The organism is Telluria sp. ZB4P34 (assembly GCF_059686055.1).
In genome coordinates this window covers 18,222-37,228 of sequence record NZ_JCASIF010000009.1, presented here as the reverse complement: position 1 = coordinate 37,228, position 19,007 = coordinate 18,222, and the positions used below count along the sequence as shown (strand labels likewise).

Annotated in this window: 23 protein-coding genes; 5 read left to right on the top strand and 18 right to left on the bottom strand. The window is 64.2% G+C overall.

The window, feature by feature from the left end; genetic code table 11:
* Nucleotides 1-18: 18 nt before the first annotated feature.
* The 9 genes from AC56KL_RS15455 to AC56KL_RS15415 all read right to left on the bottom strand — a co-directional run bounded on the left by AC56KL_RS15455 (nucleotide 19) and on the right by AC56KL_RS15415 (nucleotide 7,196).
* On the bottom strand, nucleotides 19-534 hold the full coding sequence (locus tag AC56KL_RS15455) for a hypothetical protein (RefSeq protein WP_497181047.1): 516 nt from the start codon (nucleotides 532-534) through the stop codon (nucleotides 19-21).
* Nucleotides 435-935 carry a hypothetical protein gene (locus AC56KL_RS15450; RefSeq protein WP_497181046.1) on the bottom strand — a complete coding sequence of 167 codons (501 nt, stop codon included), beginning with the start codon at nucleotides 933-935 and terminating at the stop codon, nucleotides 435-437. The genes AC56KL_RS15455 and AC56KL_RS15450 overlap by 100 nt, the downstream gene beginning before the upstream one ends.
* 236 nt (nucleotides 936-1,171) lie before the next feature.
* Complete coding sequence (locus tag AC56KL_RS15445) at nucleotides 1,172-2,101, bottom strand: CysB family HTH-type transcriptional regulator (RefSeq protein ID WP_497181045.1); 930 nt, start codon at nucleotides 2,099-2,101, stop codon at nucleotides 1,172-1,174.
* Entirely contained in the window at nucleotides 2,098-3,180 is a 1,083-nt protein-coding gene (locus tag AC56KL_RS15440) for a sulfate/molybdate ABC transporter ATP-binding protein (RefSeq protein WP_497181044.1), read from the bottom strand. Before AC56KL_RS15440 ends, AC56KL_RS15445 begins: the two co-directional genes overlap by 4 nt.
* Nucleotides 3,177-4,097, bottom strand: coding sequence for a sulfate ABC transporter permease subunit CysW (cysW, locus tag AC56KL_RS15435; protein ID WP_497181043.1), 921 nt, complete (start codon nucleotides 4,095-4,097; stop codon nucleotides 3,177-3,179). The genes AC56KL_RS15440 and cysW overlap by 4 nt, the downstream gene beginning before the upstream one ends.
* The gene (cysT, locus tag AC56KL_RS15430; protein WP_497181042.1) at nucleotides 4,097-4,957 is read right to left on the bottom strand and encodes a sulfate ABC transporter permease subunit CysT; all 861 of its coding nucleotides are present in this window, start codon (nucleotides 4,955-4,957) and stop codon (nucleotides 4,097-4,099) included. The genes cysW and cysT overlap by 1 nt, the downstream gene beginning before the upstream one ends.
* Before the next feature lie 120 nt (nucleotides 4,958-5,077).
* Nucleotides 5,078-5,851, bottom strand: a complete 774-nt coding sequence (locus AC56KL_RS15425) for a sulfite exporter TauE/SafE family protein (RefSeq protein ID WP_497181041.1) — start codon at nucleotides 5,849-5,851, stop codon at nucleotides 5,078-5,080.
* A 215-nt stretch (nucleotides 5,852-6,066) separates the two neighbouring features.
* Nucleotides 6,067-6,705 (bottom strand): peroxiredoxin, encoded by a 639-nt coding sequence (locus AC56KL_RS15420; protein WP_497181040.1) that lies wholly within the window; start codon nucleotides 6,703-6,705, stop codon nucleotides 6,067-6,069.
* A gap of 104 nt (nucleotides 6,706-6,809) precedes the next feature.
* A complete protein-coding gene (locus AC56KL_RS15415; protein WP_497181039.1) occupies nucleotides 6,810-7,196 on the bottom strand; it encodes a diacylglycerol kinase in 387 nt (128 codons plus the stop codon).
* A gap of 134 nt (nucleotides 7,197-7,330) precedes the next feature.
* Here AC56KL_RS15415 and AC56KL_RS15410 point away from each other — a divergent pair, with 134 nt between their 5' ends.
* Nucleotides 7,331-8,134, top strand: coding sequence for an IclR family transcriptional regulator (locus AC56KL_RS15410; RefSeq protein WP_497181038.1), 804 nt, complete (start codon nucleotides 7,331-7,333; stop codon nucleotides 8,132-8,134).
* Between the two features lie 194 nt (nucleotides 8,135-8,328).
* Here the strand turns inward: AC56KL_RS15410 and AC56KL_RS15405 are convergent, their stop codons facing one another.
* The 3 genes from AC56KL_RS15405 to AC56KL_RS15395 all read right to left on the bottom strand — a co-directional run bounded on the left by AC56KL_RS15405 (nucleotide 8,329) and on the right by AC56KL_RS15395 (nucleotide 11,300).
* Complete coding sequence (locus tag AC56KL_RS15405; RefSeq protein WP_497181037.1) at nucleotides 8,329-9,528, bottom strand: serine hydrolase; 1,200 nt, start codon at nucleotides 9,526-9,528, stop codon at nucleotides 8,329-8,331.
* Nucleotides 9,529-9,681: 153 nt separating this feature from the next.
* Nucleotides 9,682-10,377, bottom strand: a complete 696-nt coding sequence (locus AC56KL_RS15400) for a nitroreductase (protein WP_497181036.1) — start codon at nucleotides 10,375-10,377, stop codon at nucleotides 9,682-9,684.
* The gene (locus tag AC56KL_RS15395; RefSeq protein ID WP_497181035.1) at nucleotides 10,374-11,300 is read right to left on the bottom strand and encodes a DMT family transporter; all 927 of its coding nucleotides are present in this window, start codon (nucleotides 11,298-11,300) and stop codon (nucleotides 10,374-10,376) included. Before AC56KL_RS15395 ends, AC56KL_RS15400 begins: the two co-directional genes overlap by 4 nt.
* 36 nt (nucleotides 11,301-11,336) lie before the next feature.
* Here AC56KL_RS15395 and AC56KL_RS15390 point away from each other — a divergent pair, with 36 nt between their 5' ends.
* On the top strand, nucleotides 11,337-11,504 hold the full coding sequence (locus AC56KL_RS15390; RefSeq protein WP_497181034.1) for a hypothetical protein: 168 nt from the start codon (nucleotides 11,337-11,339) through the stop codon (nucleotides 11,502-11,504).
* Between the two features lie 141 nt (nucleotides 11,505-11,645).
* Complete coding sequence (locus AC56KL_RS15385) at nucleotides 11,646-12,230, top strand: phasin family protein (protein ID WP_497181033.1); 585 nt, start codon at nucleotides 11,646-11,648, stop codon at nucleotides 12,228-12,230.
* A 189-nt stretch (nucleotides 12,231-12,419) separates the two neighbouring features.
* Here the strand turns inward: AC56KL_RS15385 and AC56KL_RS15380 are convergent, their stop codons facing one another.
* From AC56KL_RS15380 to AC56KL_RS15355, 6 genes are all read right to left on the bottom strand, one after another.
* On the bottom strand, nucleotides 12,420-13,142 hold the full coding sequence (locus AC56KL_RS15380) for an ABC transporter ATP-binding protein (protein ID WP_497181032.1): 723 nt from the start codon (nucleotides 13,140-13,142) through the stop codon (nucleotides 12,420-12,422).
* A gap of 8 nt (nucleotides 13,143-13,150) precedes the next feature.
* Complete coding sequence (locus AC56KL_RS15375; RefSeq protein WP_497181031.1) at nucleotides 13,151-13,921, bottom strand: ABC transporter ATP-binding protein; 771 nt, start codon at nucleotides 13,919-13,921, stop codon at nucleotides 13,151-13,153.
* A complete protein-coding gene (locus tag AC56KL_RS15370) occupies nucleotides 13,918-15,129 on the bottom strand; it encodes an ABC transporter permease subunit (protein ID WP_497181030.1) in 1,212 nt (403 codons plus the stop codon). The genes AC56KL_RS15375 and AC56KL_RS15370 overlap by 4 nt, the downstream gene beginning before the upstream one ends.
* An 18-nt stretch (nucleotides 15,130-15,147) precedes the next feature.
* Nucleotides 15,148-16,077, bottom strand: coding sequence for a branched-chain amino acid ABC transporter permease (locus AC56KL_RS15365; RefSeq protein WP_497181029.1), 930 nt, complete (start codon nucleotides 16,075-16,077; stop codon nucleotides 15,148-15,150).
* Nucleotides 16,078-16,362: 285 nt separating this feature from the next.
* Nucleotides 16,363-17,304 (bottom strand): 4-hydroxy-3-methylbut-2-enyl diphosphate reductase, encoded by a 942-nt coding sequence (gene ispH, locus AC56KL_RS15360; protein WP_497181028.1) that lies wholly within the window; start codon nucleotides 17,302-17,304, stop codon nucleotides 16,363-16,365.
* 20 nt (nucleotides 17,305-17,324) lie between these two features.
* Entirely contained in the window at nucleotides 17,325-17,774 is a 450-nt protein-coding gene (locus tag AC56KL_RS15355) for an FKBP-type peptidyl-prolyl cis-trans isomerase (protein ID WP_497181027.1), read from the bottom strand.
* Nucleotides 17,775-17,900: 126 nt separating this feature from the next.
* On the opposite strand from AC56KL_RS15355, the gene radC reads away from it, so the two are divergent.
* Together radC and rpmB are read left to right on the top strand one after the other, a co-directional pair.
* Complete coding sequence (gene radC, locus AC56KL_RS15350; protein WP_497181026.1) at nucleotides 17,901-18,572, top strand: RadC family protein; 672 nt, start codon at nucleotides 17,901-17,903, stop codon at nucleotides 18,570-18,572.
* A 196-nt stretch (nucleotides 18,573-18,768) separates the two neighbouring features.
* The gene (gene rpmB / locus AC56KL_RS15345) at nucleotides 18,769-19,005 is read left to right on the top strand and encodes a 50S ribosomal protein L28 (RefSeq protein ID WP_026354825.1); all 237 of its coding nucleotides are present in this window, start codon (nucleotides 18,769-18,771) and stop codon (nucleotides 19,003-19,005) included.
* Nucleotides 19,006-19,007: the final 2 nt, after the last annotated feature.

The following is a 19,007-nucleotide window of genomic DNA, read 5'->3' as shown; positions in this document are numbered from 1 at the left end:
GCGCCTGTCTCGGATACGCTAGCGCGCCGGTGCACCGCCGGCCGGCCCCAGGATCGCATCGGCAATCTTTGGCACCAGGCTCAGCATGGCCGTTCGCATCGCAGCGGTCGCGCCCGCCGAGTCCTCGACCAGCGCATCGTAGCGGCCGTAGCCATGCACGTCGTGGATGATGGGCGCATGGTAATAGAACGACTGGGAGCCGAGGAAAGCCTTCGTGCGGCCGTCATGCAGGACGACGCCCAGGTTGCCGTTTCGCTCAAAACTGTTCAGTACACTTGACGCGACCCAATGAGCTACCGGGCTCAACTGAAGCACCAGGTCGGCATCAACTGGCGGCGCGTCTGGAATGCCGACCTCTGCGAATCCTTCCAGTCCTGTCGCTGGCCAGCGAAGGCGCGGACCGGTGGTGCCGGTGTTGGGAATGAAAGTGACCTTCACCCCGCGACCACGCAATTCGGAGCCGAGTGACTGAACGATGTCGCGGCGCAGGTCATATTGAGGCATCCGCTTGCGCAGGTCTTCGTCGTACTGCATTGCGTGTTTCGCACTGCTGGCTGCGGCGACATCCAATAACGCCCCATGGCCAGACCGGCCCCTCCGGCCGCCAGGTTTTGAGCAGCTGGATTATAAAGAACCTGCTGCAATGCGGCTTCGGTCGCGCCTGTCTTCATGGTCGGATCTGACAGGCCGGAACGTGGCTGCGCCATGAAGTAGTGGTCCCACTTCGGTGAGAAATGCAAGGTAACCGCGGTATAGTTATCCAGCGGATGCATCCCGACCAAGGCCAAGTTACGCATCGGCGGTGGTTCCACGATGGCGACCGATGCGGGACGTACGAAGCGGGCTTTGTCGATCACGGGGAGCGGCGTACCGCAACCGGTCAGCAGGGTAATGGCCACCAGGACGGCTGCCATGAAACCTGTTTTGCTCATCATGCTTCCTCAAGTCATCGGTGGGGCCGTCGAGCAAATCAGGTAAAGAAATGCATTCAGGCAATGTCTCGAAGTATGGCAGAGCGCTTTACTCCCGGCTACGGCGACCAGTGTATTTACCCGTGAAGGGTAGGCTTCGGCCTGCAACGCATGGTGTCCAGTGCGCTCGCCCGTACGATCGCCCTTGCAAAGGGCGGCTTTGCTTCGCCGCGGCCAGCTCGTCCATCAAAGGCAGGCAATCACTCCACCGCCCGCAGCGCCTTCTCGATATCCGCCCGCGTATAGCCCTGCGCAAAGCGCTCGATGAAGTGATACGCATACGCCCGCAGGTAGGCGCCCTTGCGTACCGCGAGACGCGTCACGTTGGGCGCGAACAGGTGCGAGGCTTCGATGGCGCGCATCCCCTTGTCGCGGCCATGGTCGAAGGCCATCGAGGCCACGATCCCCACGCCCATCCCCAGCGACACGTACTGCTTGATCACGTCCGAGTCCATCGCCGTAAGCACGATGTCCGGCGCCAGCCCGGCTTCGGCAAAGGCCGCGTCGATGTGGCTGCGGCCCGTGAAGCCGACGTCGTAGGTGATGAGCGGGTACTCGGCCAGGTCTTCCAGGCGCAGCGGCTGGCTTGAAGCGAAGATCGGGTGCCCTTCCGGCGCCACGACCAGGTGGCTCCAGCGGTAGCACGGGAAGGACACCAGGTCGGGGAAGGCCGACAGGCCTTCGGTCGCAATGCCGATGTCGGCCTTGCCCGACAGGACCCATTCCGCGATGTGTTCCGGCGCGCTCTGCTGGAGGGCGATGCGCACGCCGGGGAAGGCGTTGCGGAAGGACTGCACCACCTGCGGCAGCGCATAGCGCGCCTGGGTGTGGGTCACGGCGACCGTGAGCGTGCCGCTGTCCTGGGCCGCGAACTCGCGGCTGGCCTGCTGCAGGTTCTCGGCTTCCACCAGCAGCTTCTCGACGATCTTGAGGATGCCCTTGCCCGGCGGCGTCAGGCCGGTCAGGCGCTTGCCGTTGCGCTCGAAGATCACGACCCCGAGCTCTTCCTCGAGCTCGCGGATCTGGCGCGAGACGCCGGGCTGCGAGGTGAACAGCGCATTGGCGACGTCGGTCAGGTTGAAGTCGCGGCGCGCGGCCTCGCGTACGGAACGCAGCTGCTGGAAGTTCATATACCTTCGCCTGCATCCACGAAGACTTCGATGCGGCGCGGCTTGACCACCAGGGTGTCGCCTTCCTTGAAGCCCTGGCGCGCGAACAGCTCGTTCGGGATCACGGCCTCGATCAGCTGCTGGTTGTCGGCGCGTTCGAGGTCGAGCTGGGCCAGCGGGCCGATCGCATGCGCGCGGCGCAGCCTGGCAACCACGCCCCCCTGGTCACCCTCGCCGGGCGTGTAGCGCGCGACGTCGAGCTCGTGCGGACGGACATAGCCGATGCCTTCGCCATTGCGCACGCCGGCATGCTCGGGCGCCTGGAACTGCACGTCGCCGCTGGCCAGCACGCCTTCGTGCACGCGGCCGTGGAACAGGTTGACGTTGCCGAGGAAGCCATACACGAAAGGCGAAGCCGGCTTGTTGTAGACCTCATCCGGCGCGCCGAGCTGCTCGACGCGGCCCTTGTTCATCAGGACCACCTGGTCGGCCACTTCCAGCGCTTCTTCCTGGTCGTGGGTGACGAAGATCGAGGTCACGTGCAGGTCGTCGTGCAGGCGGCGCAGCCAGCGGCGCAGTTCCTTGCGCACCTTGGCGTCCAGCGCGCCGAAAGGTTCGTCGAGCAGCAGCACGCGCGGCTCCACTGCCAGCGCGCGCGCCAGGGCGATGCGCTGGCGCTGTCCGCCCGACAGCTGCGGCGGATAGCGGTCGGCGATCCAGTCGAGCTGCACGAGTTCGAGCAGCTGGCGCACCTTGTCGCGGATCTGCTGTTCCGACGGGCGCTCCTTGCGCGGCTTGACACGCAGGCCGAAGGCGACGTTCTCGAACACGGTCATGTGCTTGAACAGCGCGTAGTGCTGGAACACGAAACCGACCTGGCGCTCGCGCACGTGGCGGCTCGATGCGTCCTGGCCGTCGAGCAGCACGGCGCCCGAATCGGGATGTTCCAGCCCGGCGATCACGCGCAGCAGGGTCGTCTTGCCGCAGCCGGAAGGGCCCAGCAAGGCGGTCAGCTGGCCGTCCGGGAACTGCAGCGACACGTCGTCGAGCGCGGTGAACTGGCCGAACTGTTTGCGGATGTGCTGGACTTCGATCGTCATGCTGCTTGCTCCATGTTGCGTTCGTCGGCGGCGGCCTTGCGGACTTGATGCAAACGCCATTCGATAAAGCTCTTCACCGCCAGCGTCACCAGCGCGAGCAGCGCCAGCAGCGATGCGATCGCGAATGCGGCCGTGAAGTTGTATTCGTTGTAGAGGATCTCGACCTGCAGCGGCATGGTGTTGGTCTCGCCGCGGATGTGGCCCGAGACCACCGACACCGCGCCGAACTCGCCCATGGCGCGGGCGTTACACAGGATCACGCCGTACAGCAGGCCCCATTTGATGTTTGGCAGGGTCACGCGCCGGAAGGTCGACCAGCCCGAGGCGCCCAGCACCAGCGCCGCCTCTTCCTCTTCGGTGCCCTGCTGCTGCATCAGCGGGATCAGCTCGCGCGCAACGAAGGGGAAGGTGATGAAGATGGTCGCCAGCACGATGCCCGGCACCGCGAACAGGATCTTGATGTCGTGCGCTGCCAGCCATTCGCCGAACCAGCCCTGGGCGCCGAACAGCAGCACGTAGATCAGGCCGGCGATCACGGGCGACACCGAGAACGGCAGGTCGATCAGCGTCAGCAGGATGCTCTTGCCCCTGAATTCGAACTTGGCGATGGCCCAGGCGGCGGCCACGCCGAACACCAGGTTCAGCGGCACCGAGATGCCGGCCGCGATGAGCGTGAGCTTGATGGCCGAGACCGCGTCCGGATCCGTGATCGATTCGAGGTAGACGCCCCAGCCTTTCTTGAGCGCCTCGAAGAAGACGGCGGCCAGCGGCACGAACAGGAACAGGGTCAGGAAAGCCAGCGCAACTGCGATCAGCAGGTAGCGCACCCAGTCCGGCTCGAGTACGTTGTTCTTCGAGCGGCGCGCCGGCGCGGCGGCCTGCGGCGCCACCTTGGCGTTGTCGAGGACTGCGCTCATCAGTTGCGTACCCCTTTCCCTGCCCGTTTGCGGGTCCATGCCTGCAGCAGATTAATCGTCAGCAGCAGGATGAACGAGATGACCAGCATGACCACCGCGATCGCCGTGGCGCCTGCGTAGTCGTACTGCTCGAGTTTGGTGATGATGAACAGCGGCGTGATCTCGGAGACCATCGGCAGGTTGCCCGCGATGAAGATCACCGAGCCGTATTCGCCGGTGGCGCGTGCAAACGCCAGCGCGAATCCGGTCAGCAGCGCCGGCACGATCGAGGGCAGCACCACGCGCCGGAAGGTCTGCAGGGGCGAGGCGCCCAGGCTGGCGGCGGCTTCTTCGAGTTCGCGCTCGGCTTCTTCCAGCACCGGCTGCACCGTGCGCACCACGAAGGGCAGGCCGATGAAGGTCAGCGCCACCAGCACGCCCAGCGGGGTGAAGGCGACCTTGATGCCGAACCTGGCCAATTGCTCGCCGATGAGGCCATTGTGCGAGTACAGGGCGGTGAGCGTGATGCCGGCCACCGCGGTGGGCAGCGCGAACGGCAGGTCGACCAGGGCGTCGATGATGCGCTTGCCGGGGAAACTGTAGCGCACCAGCACCCAGGCCACGATGCCGCCGAAGATGACGTTGATGAAGGCGGCCAGCAGCGATGCGCCGAACGTGAGGCGATACGAGGCCATCACGCGCTCCGAGGTCACGGCCGCCCAGAACGCTTCCCAGCTCATCGTGAAGGTGTTCAGGAAGACCGCCGACAGCGGAATGAGGACGATCAGCGCGAGGTAGAAAATCGTGAAGCCGAGCGAAATGCCGAAGCCGGGAATGACGCGGCCGGGAGATCGTCGCGCTGGCAGTGCGAGCGTGGTCATGGAATCCCTTATTACAAATTCTTCTAACGGGACACCATAATCTCACGTGATTCTTATATTACAAACGAAGCTTTCCTCATTTGCATAGACGCTTTCGACTATTAGGCGCCAGCAAAGAACTCAGAAAACCAGCTTGGCCGCGACGCCGGTCAGGGTCGTCGCCAACAGGGCGCGCAGGAAGCGTTCCGGCACCTTGCGCGCCGCCATCGAGCCTAGCGTAATGCCGGGCACCGAGCCTACCAGCAGGGTCAGCAGCAGCATCCAGTCGATCGAGCCCAGCCACCAGTGGCCGACGGCGGCAATCGCGGTCAGCGGCACGGCGTAGGCGATGTCGGTGCCGGCGACCTCGGCCGAGCTCAGGCGCGGATACAGCATGACCAGCAGCGTGGCGCCGATTGCGCCGGCGCCGATCGAAGAGACGGTGACGAGCACGCCCAGCACGGCGCCCGAGATAACGGTGGCGGTCGCAAGCGCCCTGCCCTGCAGCTGGCGCCCGGGCCGGGCATTGACCCAGGCCAGCATGCGCGCGCGGAACAGCAGCGCGACGACGGTCAGCATGACGGAAAATGCGATCGAATAACGGATGAGCTGGCCAATTTGCTCGCTGATACCGCCGACATACTTGAGCGCCAGCGTTGTCGCAAGTGCTGCCGGCAAGGCGCCCAGGCACAGGCGGCCGACGATGGGCCAGTGGACGGTGCGATTGAAGCGGTGGGTAATGGTGCCGACACCCTTGGTGATCGAGGCGAAGGCAAGATCGGTGCCGACGGCAACCGAGGGCGAGACCCCGAACAGCAGCGTGAGCAGCGGCGTCATGAGCGAACCTCCGCCCACACCGGTCATGCCGACCAGTAGCCCTACTGCAAACCCCGCGAAGATGTACGTCGTCGACATGCCTTTATCCTTACGTTAGTGCTCAGGGTAAGGGGACTCGGCTGTCGGGCAAACAACAGGTTTCTTATTTGCTTATGTGCTTAGGGGTGTTGTAGGGTGGTCGGCTGTGCCGACCGCGCGTTCAAACAGTTCGTGAAAAACGCGCCGCGTGTTGAGCACACTGTATTTGAACGCGCGGACGGTGAAGCCGTCCATCCTACGGAAAGCGGCTGCGCTTACTTGTTCGGCTGCGGCGTCAGGCGCAGGTAAGGACGCGGCGAGGTATAACCTTTCGGATACTTCTGCTCGATGACAGCCGGATCCTGCACGGTCAGCGGGATGATGACGTCGTCGCCGTCCTTCCAGTTGCCCGGGGTGGCCACGGTGTAGCCGTCGGTCAGTTGCAGGGCGTCGATCACGCGCAGCACTTCGTCGAAGTTGCGGCCGGTGCTCATCGGATAGGTGATGATCAGGCGCACTTTCTTGGCTGGATCAATCACGAACAGCGAGCGCACGGTGGCGGTGGCCGACGCTTCCGGGTGGATCATGTCGTACAGCTCGGAGACCGACCGGTCGGCGTCGGCGATGATCGGGAAGCCGACCACGGTCTGCTGGGTTTCTTCGATGTCCTTGATCCAGGCGCGATGCTGGTCAGCCGGATCGACCGACAGCGCGATCGCCTTGACATTGCGCTTGTCGAATTCCGGCTTCAGCTTGGCGGTCAGCCCGAGTTCGGTCGTGCAGACGGGGGTGAAGTCGGCCGGGTGCGAGAACAGCACCACCCAGGAATCGCCCGCCCATTCGTGGAAGCGGATCTTGCCGATGCTCGAATCCTGCTCGAAATCGGGGGCGGTATCGCCGAGGCGTAAGGTCATGTCAATTCTCCATGGTGATTGGACTACGAAGCAAAGCCTAGTCTACGAGCTCAGCGCAGTTTATCAAACGACAGCTTTGTTATTTGCTTGTTCCGCAACGACGCCTAGAAAAAGCGGCTGTACAGCACGACGGCCCAGGTCGCCGCTGCCAGCAGCAGGCTCAGGGCGACGGCAGCGCTGCCCATATCCTTCGCCACTTTCGACAGCGGATGGCGTTCGAGCGAGATGCGATCGACGATCGCTTCGATGGCCGAGTTGACGATCTCGACGATCAGCACCAGGATCAGCACGCCGATCAGCGCCAGTTTCTGGAAACCCGAAATCGGCAGCAGCAGCGCCACCACGGAAGCGAGGGCGATCACCACGACTTCCTGCCGGAAGGCCGCTTCGCTGCGCCAGGCCCAGGCCAGGCCGTCCCAGGTGTTACGGCAGGCCGCCAGGATGCGGTCGATGCCGCGCTTGGTCTTGAACTCGCTGATCGGTTGTTCCATCGCTCAATAGAATTAAATGCAGGACTGTCATTATGACGCCACCCTACCCGCTTGCACACCATCGCCCGCCGGTTTGCATCTGCGTTTCACATCATGGTATAAGGTAGGTGATACTGCACTGCACCAACCACATCATGAAAATGGAAACACCCGAACCGGCCTCCACGGGCGCAGCTGCCAAGACCTCGATCCAGGTCATCGAGCGCATGATGGCGCTGCTCGACGCCCTGGCGACCTACTCCGATCCGGTGAGCCTGAAGGAGCTGTCGAAGGTCTCCGGCCTGCATCCCTCGACCGCACACCGCATCCTGAACGACATGGTGGTCACGCGTTTCGTCGACCGCGTCGAGCCCGGCACCTACCGCCTCGGCATGCGCCTGCTGGAACTGGGCAACGTGGTGAAAAGCCGGCTGTCGGTGCGCGAGGCGGCGCTCGACTTCATGCGCGCCCTGCACAAGAAAACCCAGCAGACCGTGAACCTGTCGGTGCGCCAGGGCGACGAGATCGTCTACATCGACCGCGCTTATTCGGAACGTTCCGGCATGCAGGTGGTGCGCGCCATCGGCGGCCGGGCGCCCCTGCACCTGACCTCGACCGGCAAGCTGTTCCTGTCGATCGACGACGCCAAGGCCATTCGCGCCTATGCGACGCGCACCGGCCTCGCCGGCCACAACAAGAATTCGATCACCGACCTGGCCCGCTTCGAGCGCGAACTGAGCCTGGTGCGGGCGCGCGGCTATGCGCGCGACAACGAGGAGCTGGAACTGGGCGTGCGCTGCATGGCCGCCGGCATCCATGACGACAGCGGCAAGCTGGTGGCCGGCCTCTCGATCTCGGCCCCGGCCGACCGCCTGCAGGAAGAATGGCTGGAAGACCTGGTGCAGACCGCGTCCAGCATTTCGGCGACCCTGGGCTACCGTGCTGCCCCGGCACTGTAAACTGCCATTCCCACTGTAGGGTGGGCAGCTCTACCTGCCCGGGCGATCAGACGGGCAGCAGGCCGCCGCCCACGCGTTCAACCAGCGTTTGAAAAGTCGTTCTGCCTGCTCAAAGGGGAGTCGAACGCGCGGGCGGCGTACCAGCTGCGTGCCGTGCTGCTCCCGGGTGGAGCCGCCCACCCTCCGGATCGATATCAGTGCAACGCCGGCGCCGCTGCGGTAGCGGTACTGATAATGGGCGTATCGGTGTTCCCCAGGGTGCCAGGCGCCAGCACGTCGATCTTGCCGGGCGCCAGCGCTTCCAGGAAGCGGCGCACGCGGCCGGCATCGGCGGTGCGCGACATCTTCCCTTTCGAATCCAGGAACACCATGATCACGTTGCGGCCATGGATGGCCGCCTGCATCACGAGGCAGCGCCCCGCTTCGTTGATGAAGCCGGTCTTCTGCAGGCCGATGTTCCAGTCCGGAAGCGCCACCAGGTAATTCGTGTTCGCATAGCGCATCGGGCGGCCGCTCGCCTTCACCACCGAATTCGGCGTGGTGGAAAATTCGCGCAAGAGCGGTTCCTGGTAGGAGGTGGCGACCAGCCGCGCCAGGTCGCGGGCGCTCGACACGTTGCGGCTCGACAGGCCGCTGGAATCCACGAAACGGGTGTCTTTCATGCCCAGTTCACGTGCCTTGGCGTTCATGGCGGCCACGAAGGCGTCGATGCCGCCCGGGTAGTGACGCCCGAGCGCCGAGGCGGCCCGGTTCTCCGAACTCATCAGGGCAATGTGGAGCAGTTCGCGGCGCGTCATGCGCGTGCCTACCGGCAGGCGCGAACTGGAATATTTGTGGCGGTCGACGTCGGCGTCGGTGATGCGCAGCACGTCGTCGAGATCTTGCCTGGCCTGCACCACGACCAGGCCGGTCATGAGCTTGGTGATCGAGGCGATCGGCAGGGCAACGTTGGCATTTTTTTCGAACAGGACTTCCGAACTGTTCTGGTCGAGCACGAAGGCGACGTTCGAGCGCAGCGCCAGCGGGTCGGCCGTGCGGCGCAGGCCGGCGGCGTCGCCCAGGCTGCGCGGGTCAATGCTTGCTACGGCGCTCGGCGCGGCACGGCGCACCAGCCGGTAAGTGACCTTGCGCTTGCCGCGCACCATTTCCACGCGGCGCACCATGCGCTGGCGGTTGTCGTCAGCGATGACCTGGGCCAGGTCCTTGCGCTTGGCGCGCACGGCCTTGCGTCCCTTGCCCTGCGCAGGGCGGCGCTGCACCTTTTTTTTGACGACCTTCTTCTTGCCGGCCTTGGCCTCGGCGCCCGCCCCCGCTCCCGCCCCCGCACCTGCCGCCGGGACAGGCTGGAACGCAAGCAGCAGCGAAACGATGGCAGCCAATGCAAGTTTGAACATCTCGACACCCTTCGGCGCAAACTGATGAGGTACGGAATGCAGTGTAGCGGAACGACGCCCTACCGCAAGCGAAAATTACGTTCCGTGCGGCAACATCAATTCCATCAAATCCTTTCCAATCAAGTATTTACGATCGCCGCGGCGGCGCCGGTTTTATTCCATGAAACGTGCGAATTGCGCGACCGGCTCGCGCTCGGTGACGAGCGAGTTTTCGACCCGCGCCGGGTCGGCCCAGCCGAGCGCCATGCCGCACACCACCATTTCATTTTCCGGCAACCCGAGCTGCTGCGCAATCACGCGGTGATATTGTGTGAACGCCGCCTGCGGGCAGGTGTCGAGGCCACGACCGCGCGCGGCGACCATGATGTTCTGCAGGAACATGCCATAGTCGAGCCAGGAGCCCTGCTCCATGATGCGGTCGATGGTGAAGATCAGGCCCACGGGTGCGTCGAAGAAGCGGTAATTGCGCGCGTGCTGGGCGGCCATGCCGGCCTTGTTGTCACGCGTGAGCCCCAGCAGCGCGTACAGGTCCCAGCCCACCTTGCGACGCCGGTCCACGTAGGGCGACACCCATTCACGCGGATAGTAGGCATATTCCTCGGTGTGCTGGCGCGCCTGTTCCGGGTCGGCGTTCACCGCCTGGATGGCGTCGCACAAGGCCTCGCGCGCCTGTCCTGCCAGCACGTAGACCTTCCACGGCTGCGTATTGGTGCCGGATGGCGCACGTGCGGCCACTTCCAGGATGCGCTCGACGTCGGCGCGCTCCACCGGCTTGTCGAGGAAGGCCCGGATCGAGCGGCGCGAGGTGATGGCCGCGTCGACGGCTTCCTGCTGGGGGCTGGACATCATGTGGTCTCCTTGTTGTTCGATTGCTTGACGACGAATGCGACGCCGAGCACGGCAAGCGCCATGCCGGCCAGTGCGAGGGGGCTGAACGACTCGCCGAACAGCAGCCAGGCCATGACGGCGGTGGTGGGCGGTGTCAGGTACAGCAGGCTGGTGACTTCCGTGGCGCGGCTGCGCCGGATCAGGGTGAACAGTAAAAAGATCGCGCCGATCGACAGCGCGAAGATCGACCATAACCAGGCAACGACGAACTCCATGCTCCAGGTGACGCGCGAGAAGCGCAGGTCCAGGCCCTCCAGCACGATGGCCAGCGGCAGCAGCACAATGACGCTGGCGCCGAACTGGATCACGGTACCGGTGCGCAGGTCAAAGCCCGGACAGTAGCGCTTCTGGTACATGGTGCCGGCCGTGATGCACAGCAGCGCGAAGACGCACAGGACGATGCCGGCCGTGGTGAGCCCGGCCAGCTGCAGCTTGGCATGGACCACCAGCGCCACCCCAAGCAGGCCCAGTGCGAAACCGAGCCACTGGCGCGGCCGGACCCGCTCGCCGATCAGCGGTGCGGCGGCTGCGGTGAGGATGGGCTGCATCCCGACGATCAGGGCTGTGAGCCCGGCCGGCATGCCGAGCTTGATGGCGGCCCACACGCCGCCCAGGTAGCCGGCCTGGAGCAGCAGTCCGGCTACCGCGACATGCGCTACTTTCCCGCGCGGCCAGGGCGCACGCCAGAGCAGCACCATCGGCAGCAGCACGGCCAGCGCGCCCAGGCAACGCAGGATCAAGAAGGTCAAGGGTGGCGCGTAGGGCATCCCCAGCTTGGCGACGATGAAGCCGGTGCTCCACAGAAACACGAACAGCAACGGAACGGGCGACAGCCAGGATGGAGGTGTGACAGAATGCGGGCTTGTTCGGGATCCGGACGACATGACTGGATGCTGCACAGCAGCTTTTCAGGAGACTTGGTGAAAACACAAGCGCCTAGTCTAGCACGGCGCGGCGCCCTGCCTTGCCACCCCATGATCGTGCCGATTTTTGCGTTCGACCAAACGCAAGTCCTTGAAATTTCTTGCAATCAATGCATTCAAGAAATTTATGCACACATTATGGTGCAGCGCGTCAAATTCGCTTGACTAGCTCGAGAACTTGGTCGAAAATCCGATCTGTTGCGGTGCACAAAAAAGAGTTCCGCCGGACTCCGGCGGAGAAAAACCTGCCTCACCAGTCCAAGCAGCATTTCATCCACTGTATATATTCAATATTTGGAGAGTCACATGTTTGCAATTCCTGAGCAGTTCTCGAACGCCACCAAAGCCAACCTGGAAGCGCAGTTTGCCCTGATGTCGTCGCTGACCGCCAAGACCTTCGAAGGCATGGAAAAGCTGGTCGACCTGAACATCAGCACCGCGCGCAGCACCCTGGAAAATTCGTCGAACGTGGCCCGCCAGCTGCTGGGCGCCAAGGACCCGCAGGAATTCTTCTCGGTGACCGCCTCGCTGGCCCAGCCGAGCGCTGAAAAGGCCATGTCGTACAACCGCGAGCTGGCCGCCATCGCTACCGGCACCGGCGCCGAATTCTCGAAGGCCGCTGAAACCCAGATCGTCGAAACCAACCGCAAGGTCATCGCCCTGGTCGACGAAGTGAGCAAGAACGCCCCTGCCGGTTCGGAAACCTTTGTTGCCGCTGTCAAGAACGTGATCAGCAATGCCAACGCCGGCTACGAGCAGTTCAGCAAGACCAGCAAGCAGGCTGCCGAAGCCATCGAAAACAACGTCAACGCAGCAGTGAGCCAGTTTTCGGCGACTGCTCGCAAGGCTACCGCTACCGCGGCTGCCGCGACCCAGAGCGCTGCCGCCTAAGCTGCGACGCGTCAAATGAAAAAGCCGGGACGGCAACGTTCCGGCTTTTTGCTTTTGTGGCGTGGGCGGGGTTATTCGGGGCAATGCCCGGAATGACGAACGCCCACGCGGTGATAGCTAGCAGCAAGATCATCGTGCCCGTCTTCGGAGCCGATGCTCATCACCGCGTGGGCGGAGAATCCGCCCACCCTACTCGCCCAGATACGCCGCCTGTACCCGCGGATCGTTCAGCATGTCCGCCGCATTCCCCGTCATGGTCATCGTGCCCGACTCCATCACATAAGCCCGGTGCGCCGCCTGCAGCGCCAGCCGGGCGTTCTGCTCCACCAGCAGGATGGTGATGCCCTGCCTGGAGACGTCGCGGATCACCTCGAAGATCTTCTCCACCATGATCGGCGCCAGCCCCATCGACGGCTCGTCTAGCAGCAGCAGGGTCGGGTGGCACATCAGCGCGCGCGCCATCGCCAGCATCTGCTGCTCGCCGCCCGACAGCGTGCCGGCCAGCTGGTTCGATCGCTCCTTCAGGCGCGGGAACACGGCGTACCACTTCTCGACATCCGCCGCGATCGCCGCCGCGTCAACGCGCGTGTAGGCGCCCATCAGGAGGTTCTCGTGGATCGTCATGCGGGTGAACACGCCCCGCCCTTCCGGCACCATGGCGAGCTTCTGCTGCACCATGCGGAACGCAGGCGTACCGCGCAGGGGCCGGCCGAGGTAGCTGATCTCGCCTTCGACCTTGCAGGGCGGAAGCGTGCCGGTGATGGCCTTCAGCGTGGTGGTCTTGCCGGCCCCGTTGGCGCCGATCAGGGTCACCAGCTCGCCCTTGTTCACTTCCAGGTCCAGGCCCTTCACCGCCTTGATGCCGCCGTAGGCGACCTGCAGGCCTGCAATCTTGAGGATGTTGTCGCTCATGTCCTTGGTCACTGGGGTGCTCCGCCGAGATAGGCCTTGATCACGGCCTCGTTCTTCTGGATCTCGCTCGGGATCCCTTCCGCGATCTGCTTGCCGTACTCAAGCACCGTGATGCGGTCGCACAGGCCCATCATGAGCTTGACGTCATGCTCGATCAGCAGCACGGTCGTGCCTTCGCCTTTGATCTTCACGAGCAGCTCGCGCAAGGCCAGCTTTTCGGTGGCGTTCATGCCGGCCGCCGGTTCGTCCAGGGCCAGCAGCTGCGGGTCGGTGGCGAGTGCACGCGCGATCTCCAGGCGGCGCTGGTCGCCGTAGGACAGGTATTTCGCAGTGCGCTCGGCGTACCGGCCGATGCCCACGAACTCCAGCAGCTCCCTGGCGCGCCGGCGGATCGCCGCTTCTTCTTCGCGTGCGGCCTTGTGGCGGAAGATCGCGCCGAACACGCCCTGGCGGGTGCGCACGTGGCGGCCCACCATCACGTTCTCGAGTGCGCTCATCTCGCCGAACAGGCGGATGTTCTGGAAGGTGCGCGCAATGCCGGCCTTGGCCACCTCGTGCGGGGCCGACGGCGAATACGGCTTGCCGGCCAACTCGAAGCTGCCGCTGTCGGGCTGGTACAGGCCCGTGATCACGTTGAAGAAGGTGGTCTTGCCGGCGCCGTTGGGGCCGATCAGGCCGACGATCTGGCCGCGCTCGATGCGGATGCCGACCTCGGTCAGGGCCTGCAGGCCGCCGAAGCGCTTGTTGACGCCGGAGATGTTCAGAAGGACCTCGCTCATGCTTTCGCCCCTTCCTCGTCCTCGCGCGCCAGGGCGGCGTTCGGACGCTCTTCCCGGTTCGGCGAGGGCCACAGGCCGGCCGGATTGAGCAGCATGATCAAGACCAGGGCCAGGCCGTACAGCAGCTGGCGCAGCACTTCCGCTTCGATGACGACGGTGCCGAACAGCGCCTGCTGGGCCGGCTCCACCACGTGGCGCAGCACTTCCGGCAGCGCCGCCAGCAGCACGCCGCCCAGCACCACGCCGGGGATGTGGCCGATCCCGCCCAGCACCACCATCGCCAGCACGGCGATCGATTCGGTCAGCGAGAACGATTCCGGCGACACGAAGCCCTGGAAGGCGCCGAACATCGCGCCGGCCACGCCGCCGAAGGAAGCGCCCATCGCAAAGGCGAGCAGCTTGACGTTGCGGGTGTTGATGCCCATGGCCTTGGCCGCGATCTCGTCCTCGCGGATCGCCACCCAGGCCCGGCCCAGGCGCGAATGCTGCAGGCGCGAGGTCACGAAGATCGTCGCGATGGTGAGGAACAGGAAAAGGAAGTAGTAGGCGTTCACCGAAGGCATCGAGAAGCCGCCGACGTGCACCGTCGCCTGCGAACCCGCCTCCCCTGCCAGCGACACCCCGAACACGCGGATCGGGTCGATCATGTTGATCCCCTGCGGCCCATTGGTGAAGTTGATCGGGTCGTTCAGGTTGTTCATGAAGATGCGGATGATCTCGCCGAAGCCGAGCGTGACGATGGCCAGGTAGTCGCCGCGCAGCTTCAGGGTCGGCGCGCCCAGCAGCGCGCCGAACAGGGCCGCCACCAGCGCCGCAAGCGGCACGATCGCCCACACCGACAGGTGGATGCCGTTCTGCTGGATCTCGGGCCCGAAGAAGGCGACCAGGGCCTCGCCCAGCGCCGGCGAATAATAGATGACCGATTCGAGCAGGCTTGCGAACTGCGGCGAGGAGAACAGGCCGACCAGGTAGGCCCCCACGGCGAAGAAGGCGATGTAGCCCAGGTCGAGCAGGCCGGCGAAGCCGACCACGATGTTCAGGCCCAGCGCCAGCATGATGTACAGCAGCGCGATGTCCATGATGCGCACCCAGGAGTTGCCGAACTGGGAGGCCACGAAGGGGAAGACCAGCATCAGGACCAGCACGATTCCCATGCTGGCATAAGCCTGGCGCGGCTTGTGCTGGACGTCGAAAGTCAGGAGTGCCATGGCGTGCTTCCTTTCGAATCAGGCGCGGTCCGCCACGCGCTCGCCCATGATGCCGGACGGGCGCAGGGTCAGCACGAGGATCAGCACGACGAAGGCGAAGATGTCCTGGTAGTGGCTGCCCAGGAAGCCGCCCGTGAGATCGCCGATGTAGCCGGCGCCGAGTGCCTCGATGATGCCCAGCAGGATGCCGCCGATCATGGCGCCGTAGATGTTGCCGATACCGCCGAGCACGGCGGCGCAGAAGGCCTTCAGGCCCGGCAGCATGCCCATGGTGAAGGTGACCGAGGCGTAGTTGGCGCCCCACATCACCCCGGCCACCGCGGCCAGCGCGGCGCCGATGGCGAAGGTGGCGACGATCACGCGGTTCGAGTCCACGCCCATCAGGCCGGCCACGCGCGGGTTCTCGGCCACGGCGCGCATCGCGCGGCCCATTTTCGTGCGTTCGACCAGCAGCACCAGGGCGACCATCGCGCTTGCGGCCAGCACGAGCAGCAGCAGCTGGGTGTGGGAGACCAGGGCCCCGCCGATCTCGACCGGTTCCGGCGACAGCAGCTGCGGGAACGGCAGCGGGCTGCGGCCCCAGATCATCATGGCGAAGGTCTGCAGCAGGATCGACACGCCGATCGCGGTGATCAAGGGCGCCAGGCGCGGCGCATTGCGCAGGCGGCGATAGGCGACGCGCTCGACCACGATGTTGACCAGCACCGCCACCGGAATGGCGCCGATGATGGCGATTGCCAGCTGCGCGTAGCCCGGCAGGCCGGGAACATAGGCCTCCAGCAGCTGGAGGATGGTGAGGCCGATCATCGCGCCGATCATCAGGACGTCGCCGTGCGCGAAGTTGATCAGGTTGAGCACCCCGTACACCATGGTGTAGCCGAGCGCCACCAGGGCGTACATGCTTCCCAGCACCAGCCCGTTGAAGATTTGTTGGATGAATGTTTCCATCGTGCGCGTTCGCTCTTTCCGCTTTTTCATCCAGGCCAAGAAAAACGGCACTCCGGGTATCCCCGCAGTGCCGTTGCTGGCCTGGCGTTCATGTTCCGATGGCCGTCATCATAAATGGCAAATGGAAAACTTGCAGTGGAAAACATGCTGCGCGCCGAAATTGTAGGGTGGTCGGCTTGCCCGACCGCGCGTTCAGCGAAAAAGTGGTTCGCCACAGGGCATCCTGAAGTCGAACGCGCGGTCGGCAGAGCGTGATCCAGTCCACTGGACTGGATCACGCCTACGTCAAGCGGCCTTGGCGCCGTCCAGCCCCTTCGGCAGCGGAAACACCACATTCTCTTCGACCCCCTCGAGCGCACGCACGCTGGCCGCGCCCAGTTCCTTGAGGCGGTCGATCACGGCCTGCACCAGCACTTCCGGAGCCGATGCGCCGGCGGTCACGCCGATGCGCTTCTTGCCTGCGATCCATTGCGGATCAATGGCAGCGGCATTGTCGACCATGTAGGCCGGGGTGCCCATCTTGTCCGCCACCTCGCGCAGGCGGTTCGAGTTCGAGCTGTTCGGGCTGCCGACCACGATCACGACCTCCACCTGCGGCGCCAGGAACTTGACGGCTTCCTGGCGGTTGGTGGTGGCGTAGCAGATGTCGCCCTTCTTCGGCTCGATGATGTTCGGGAAGCGTTGCTTGAGCGCGGCGATGATCTCGGCGGTGTCGTCCACCGACAGCGTGGTCTGCGACACGTAGGCCAGGTGGTCCGGGTTGTTGACCTGCAGTGTAGCGACGTCTTCCACCGTCTCGACCAGGTGCATGCCCTCCTCGGCCTGGCCCATGGTCCCTTCGACTTCCGGGTGGCCGTCGTGGCCGATCATGACGATCTCGCAGCCCTGCCTGCGCATCTTGGCCACTTCGACGTGGACCTTGGTCACCAGCGGGCAGGTGGCGTCGAAGATGGTCAGGCCGCGCGCTTCGGCGTCGGCGCGCACTGCTTTCGACACGCCGTGGGCCGAGAACACCAGGGTATTGCCCGGCGGGACGTCCTCGAGCTCCTCGATGAAGATCGCGCCCTTGTTGCGCAGGTCTTCGACGACGTAGGCGTTGTGGACGATCTCGTGGCGCACGTAGATCGGGGCGCCGAACTGGCGCAGGGCGCGTTCGACGATCTCGATGGCGCGGTCCACGCCGGCACAGAAGCCGCGCGGCTGGGCAAGCAGAATTTCGTTTTCCATGGAGCTTTCCTGTCTCTGTTTTACAGAACCGAAATCAATTTCACTTCGAATTGCAGGGCCTGGCCGGCCAGCGGATGGTTGAAATCGAACAGCGCGGTGGTCTCGCGCAATTCCAGCAGCACGCCGGCAAAGCGTCCGCCCTTCGGTGCATTGAATTCGATCAGCTCGCCCACCTTGTAGTCGGCGTCCGGCACCGAGTTCTCTTGCAGCGTCGCCTTCGACACCGGCTGGATCAGGTCGGGGTTGCGCTCGCCGAAGGCCTCCAGCGCGCTGAGCTGGAAGGTCTGGTGCGTGCCTTCCGGCAGCCCGATCAGGCGCGACTCGAGGAAAGGCGCCAGCTGTCCCTGGCCCAGCAGCAAGGTGGCCGGGGTGCCGCTGAAGGTAGTGATGAGATCAGTACCGTCTGCAGTGGCAAGCCGATAATGCAGGGTCAGGTAGGACGATTCGTTGACGACTGGAGCGTTGGACATGTTCTTTGTGGTGACAGGCGGGCCTGTTGCAGGCAAACCGCTATTGTAAGCCACGCCCGTCCCTTGCGCTTCCGGCAGCCCTGAATTTCGACGCGAACATCGACGCAACCAGGCAAGGATCAGACAATGAGAATCACTGAATGGCCGGAAGAACAACGCCCGCGCGAGCGGCTGCTGCGCGGCGGTCCCGGCGCGCTGTCGGACACCGAACTGCTGGCGATTTTCCTGCGCGTCGGCGTGGCAGGCAAGAGCGCAGTGGCATTGGCGCGCGACATGCTCGACCATTTCGGCTCGCTGCACCGGCTGCTGCACGCCACATCGAGCGAATTCGGCCAGTTGCACGGACTCGGCCCGGCCAAGTATGCCCAGCTGCAGGCGGCGGTGGAGCTGACGCGGCGCGCCGTGGCCGAGGAATTCGAACGCAAGGCCTTGTGCTCGCCGGACGCCGTGCGCGCTTACCTGCGCCACCAGTTCGCGCTGCAGGCGCACGAATCCTTCGTCGTGCTCTTCCTCGACGTCAAGAACCGCCTGATCAATTATGAAGAGATGTTTCGCGGCACATTGACCCACACCAGCGTCTACCCGCGCGAAGTGGTGAAGGCGGCGCTGCGCCGCAATGCCGCAGCCGTTATCCTGGCACACAACCATCCGTCCGGCGTGGCCGAACCGAGCGAAGCCGACCTGCGCCTGACATCCGGCCTGGTGCAGGCATTGGCGCTGGTCGACATTCGCGTGCTCGACCATTTCGTCGTGGCCGGTACGCAGGTGCATTCGTTTGCCGAGCACGGCCAGCTCTGAAGCCCTGCGTGCATTCCAGGGCACAGTACTTGTCCCTCAACCAGCGCCAAAACGAGGCCTTGGCCAGCTCATCAGGAAATGTTAAATATCACGAATAACAAAAGACACAATTGTTTTTCGCAAGTGATTGATTTGCTTTCGCTTTTCACGCTATACTCTCGTTTTTCCAAATCTGGATATTCTTAAGGAGTGCACTATGGCACGTGTCTGCCAAGTTACCGGCAAGGGAGTGATGGTTGGCAACAACGTCTCCCACGCTAACAACAAAACCAAGCGTCGTTTCCTGCCAAACCTGCAGAACCGCCGCATCTTCGTGGAATCGGAAAACCGCTGGGTCTCCCTGCGTCTGTCCAACGCCGGTCTGCGCGTGATCGACAAGCTCGGCATCGACGCCGTGCTGGCCGACATGCGTGCCCGTGGCGAAAAAGTTTAATT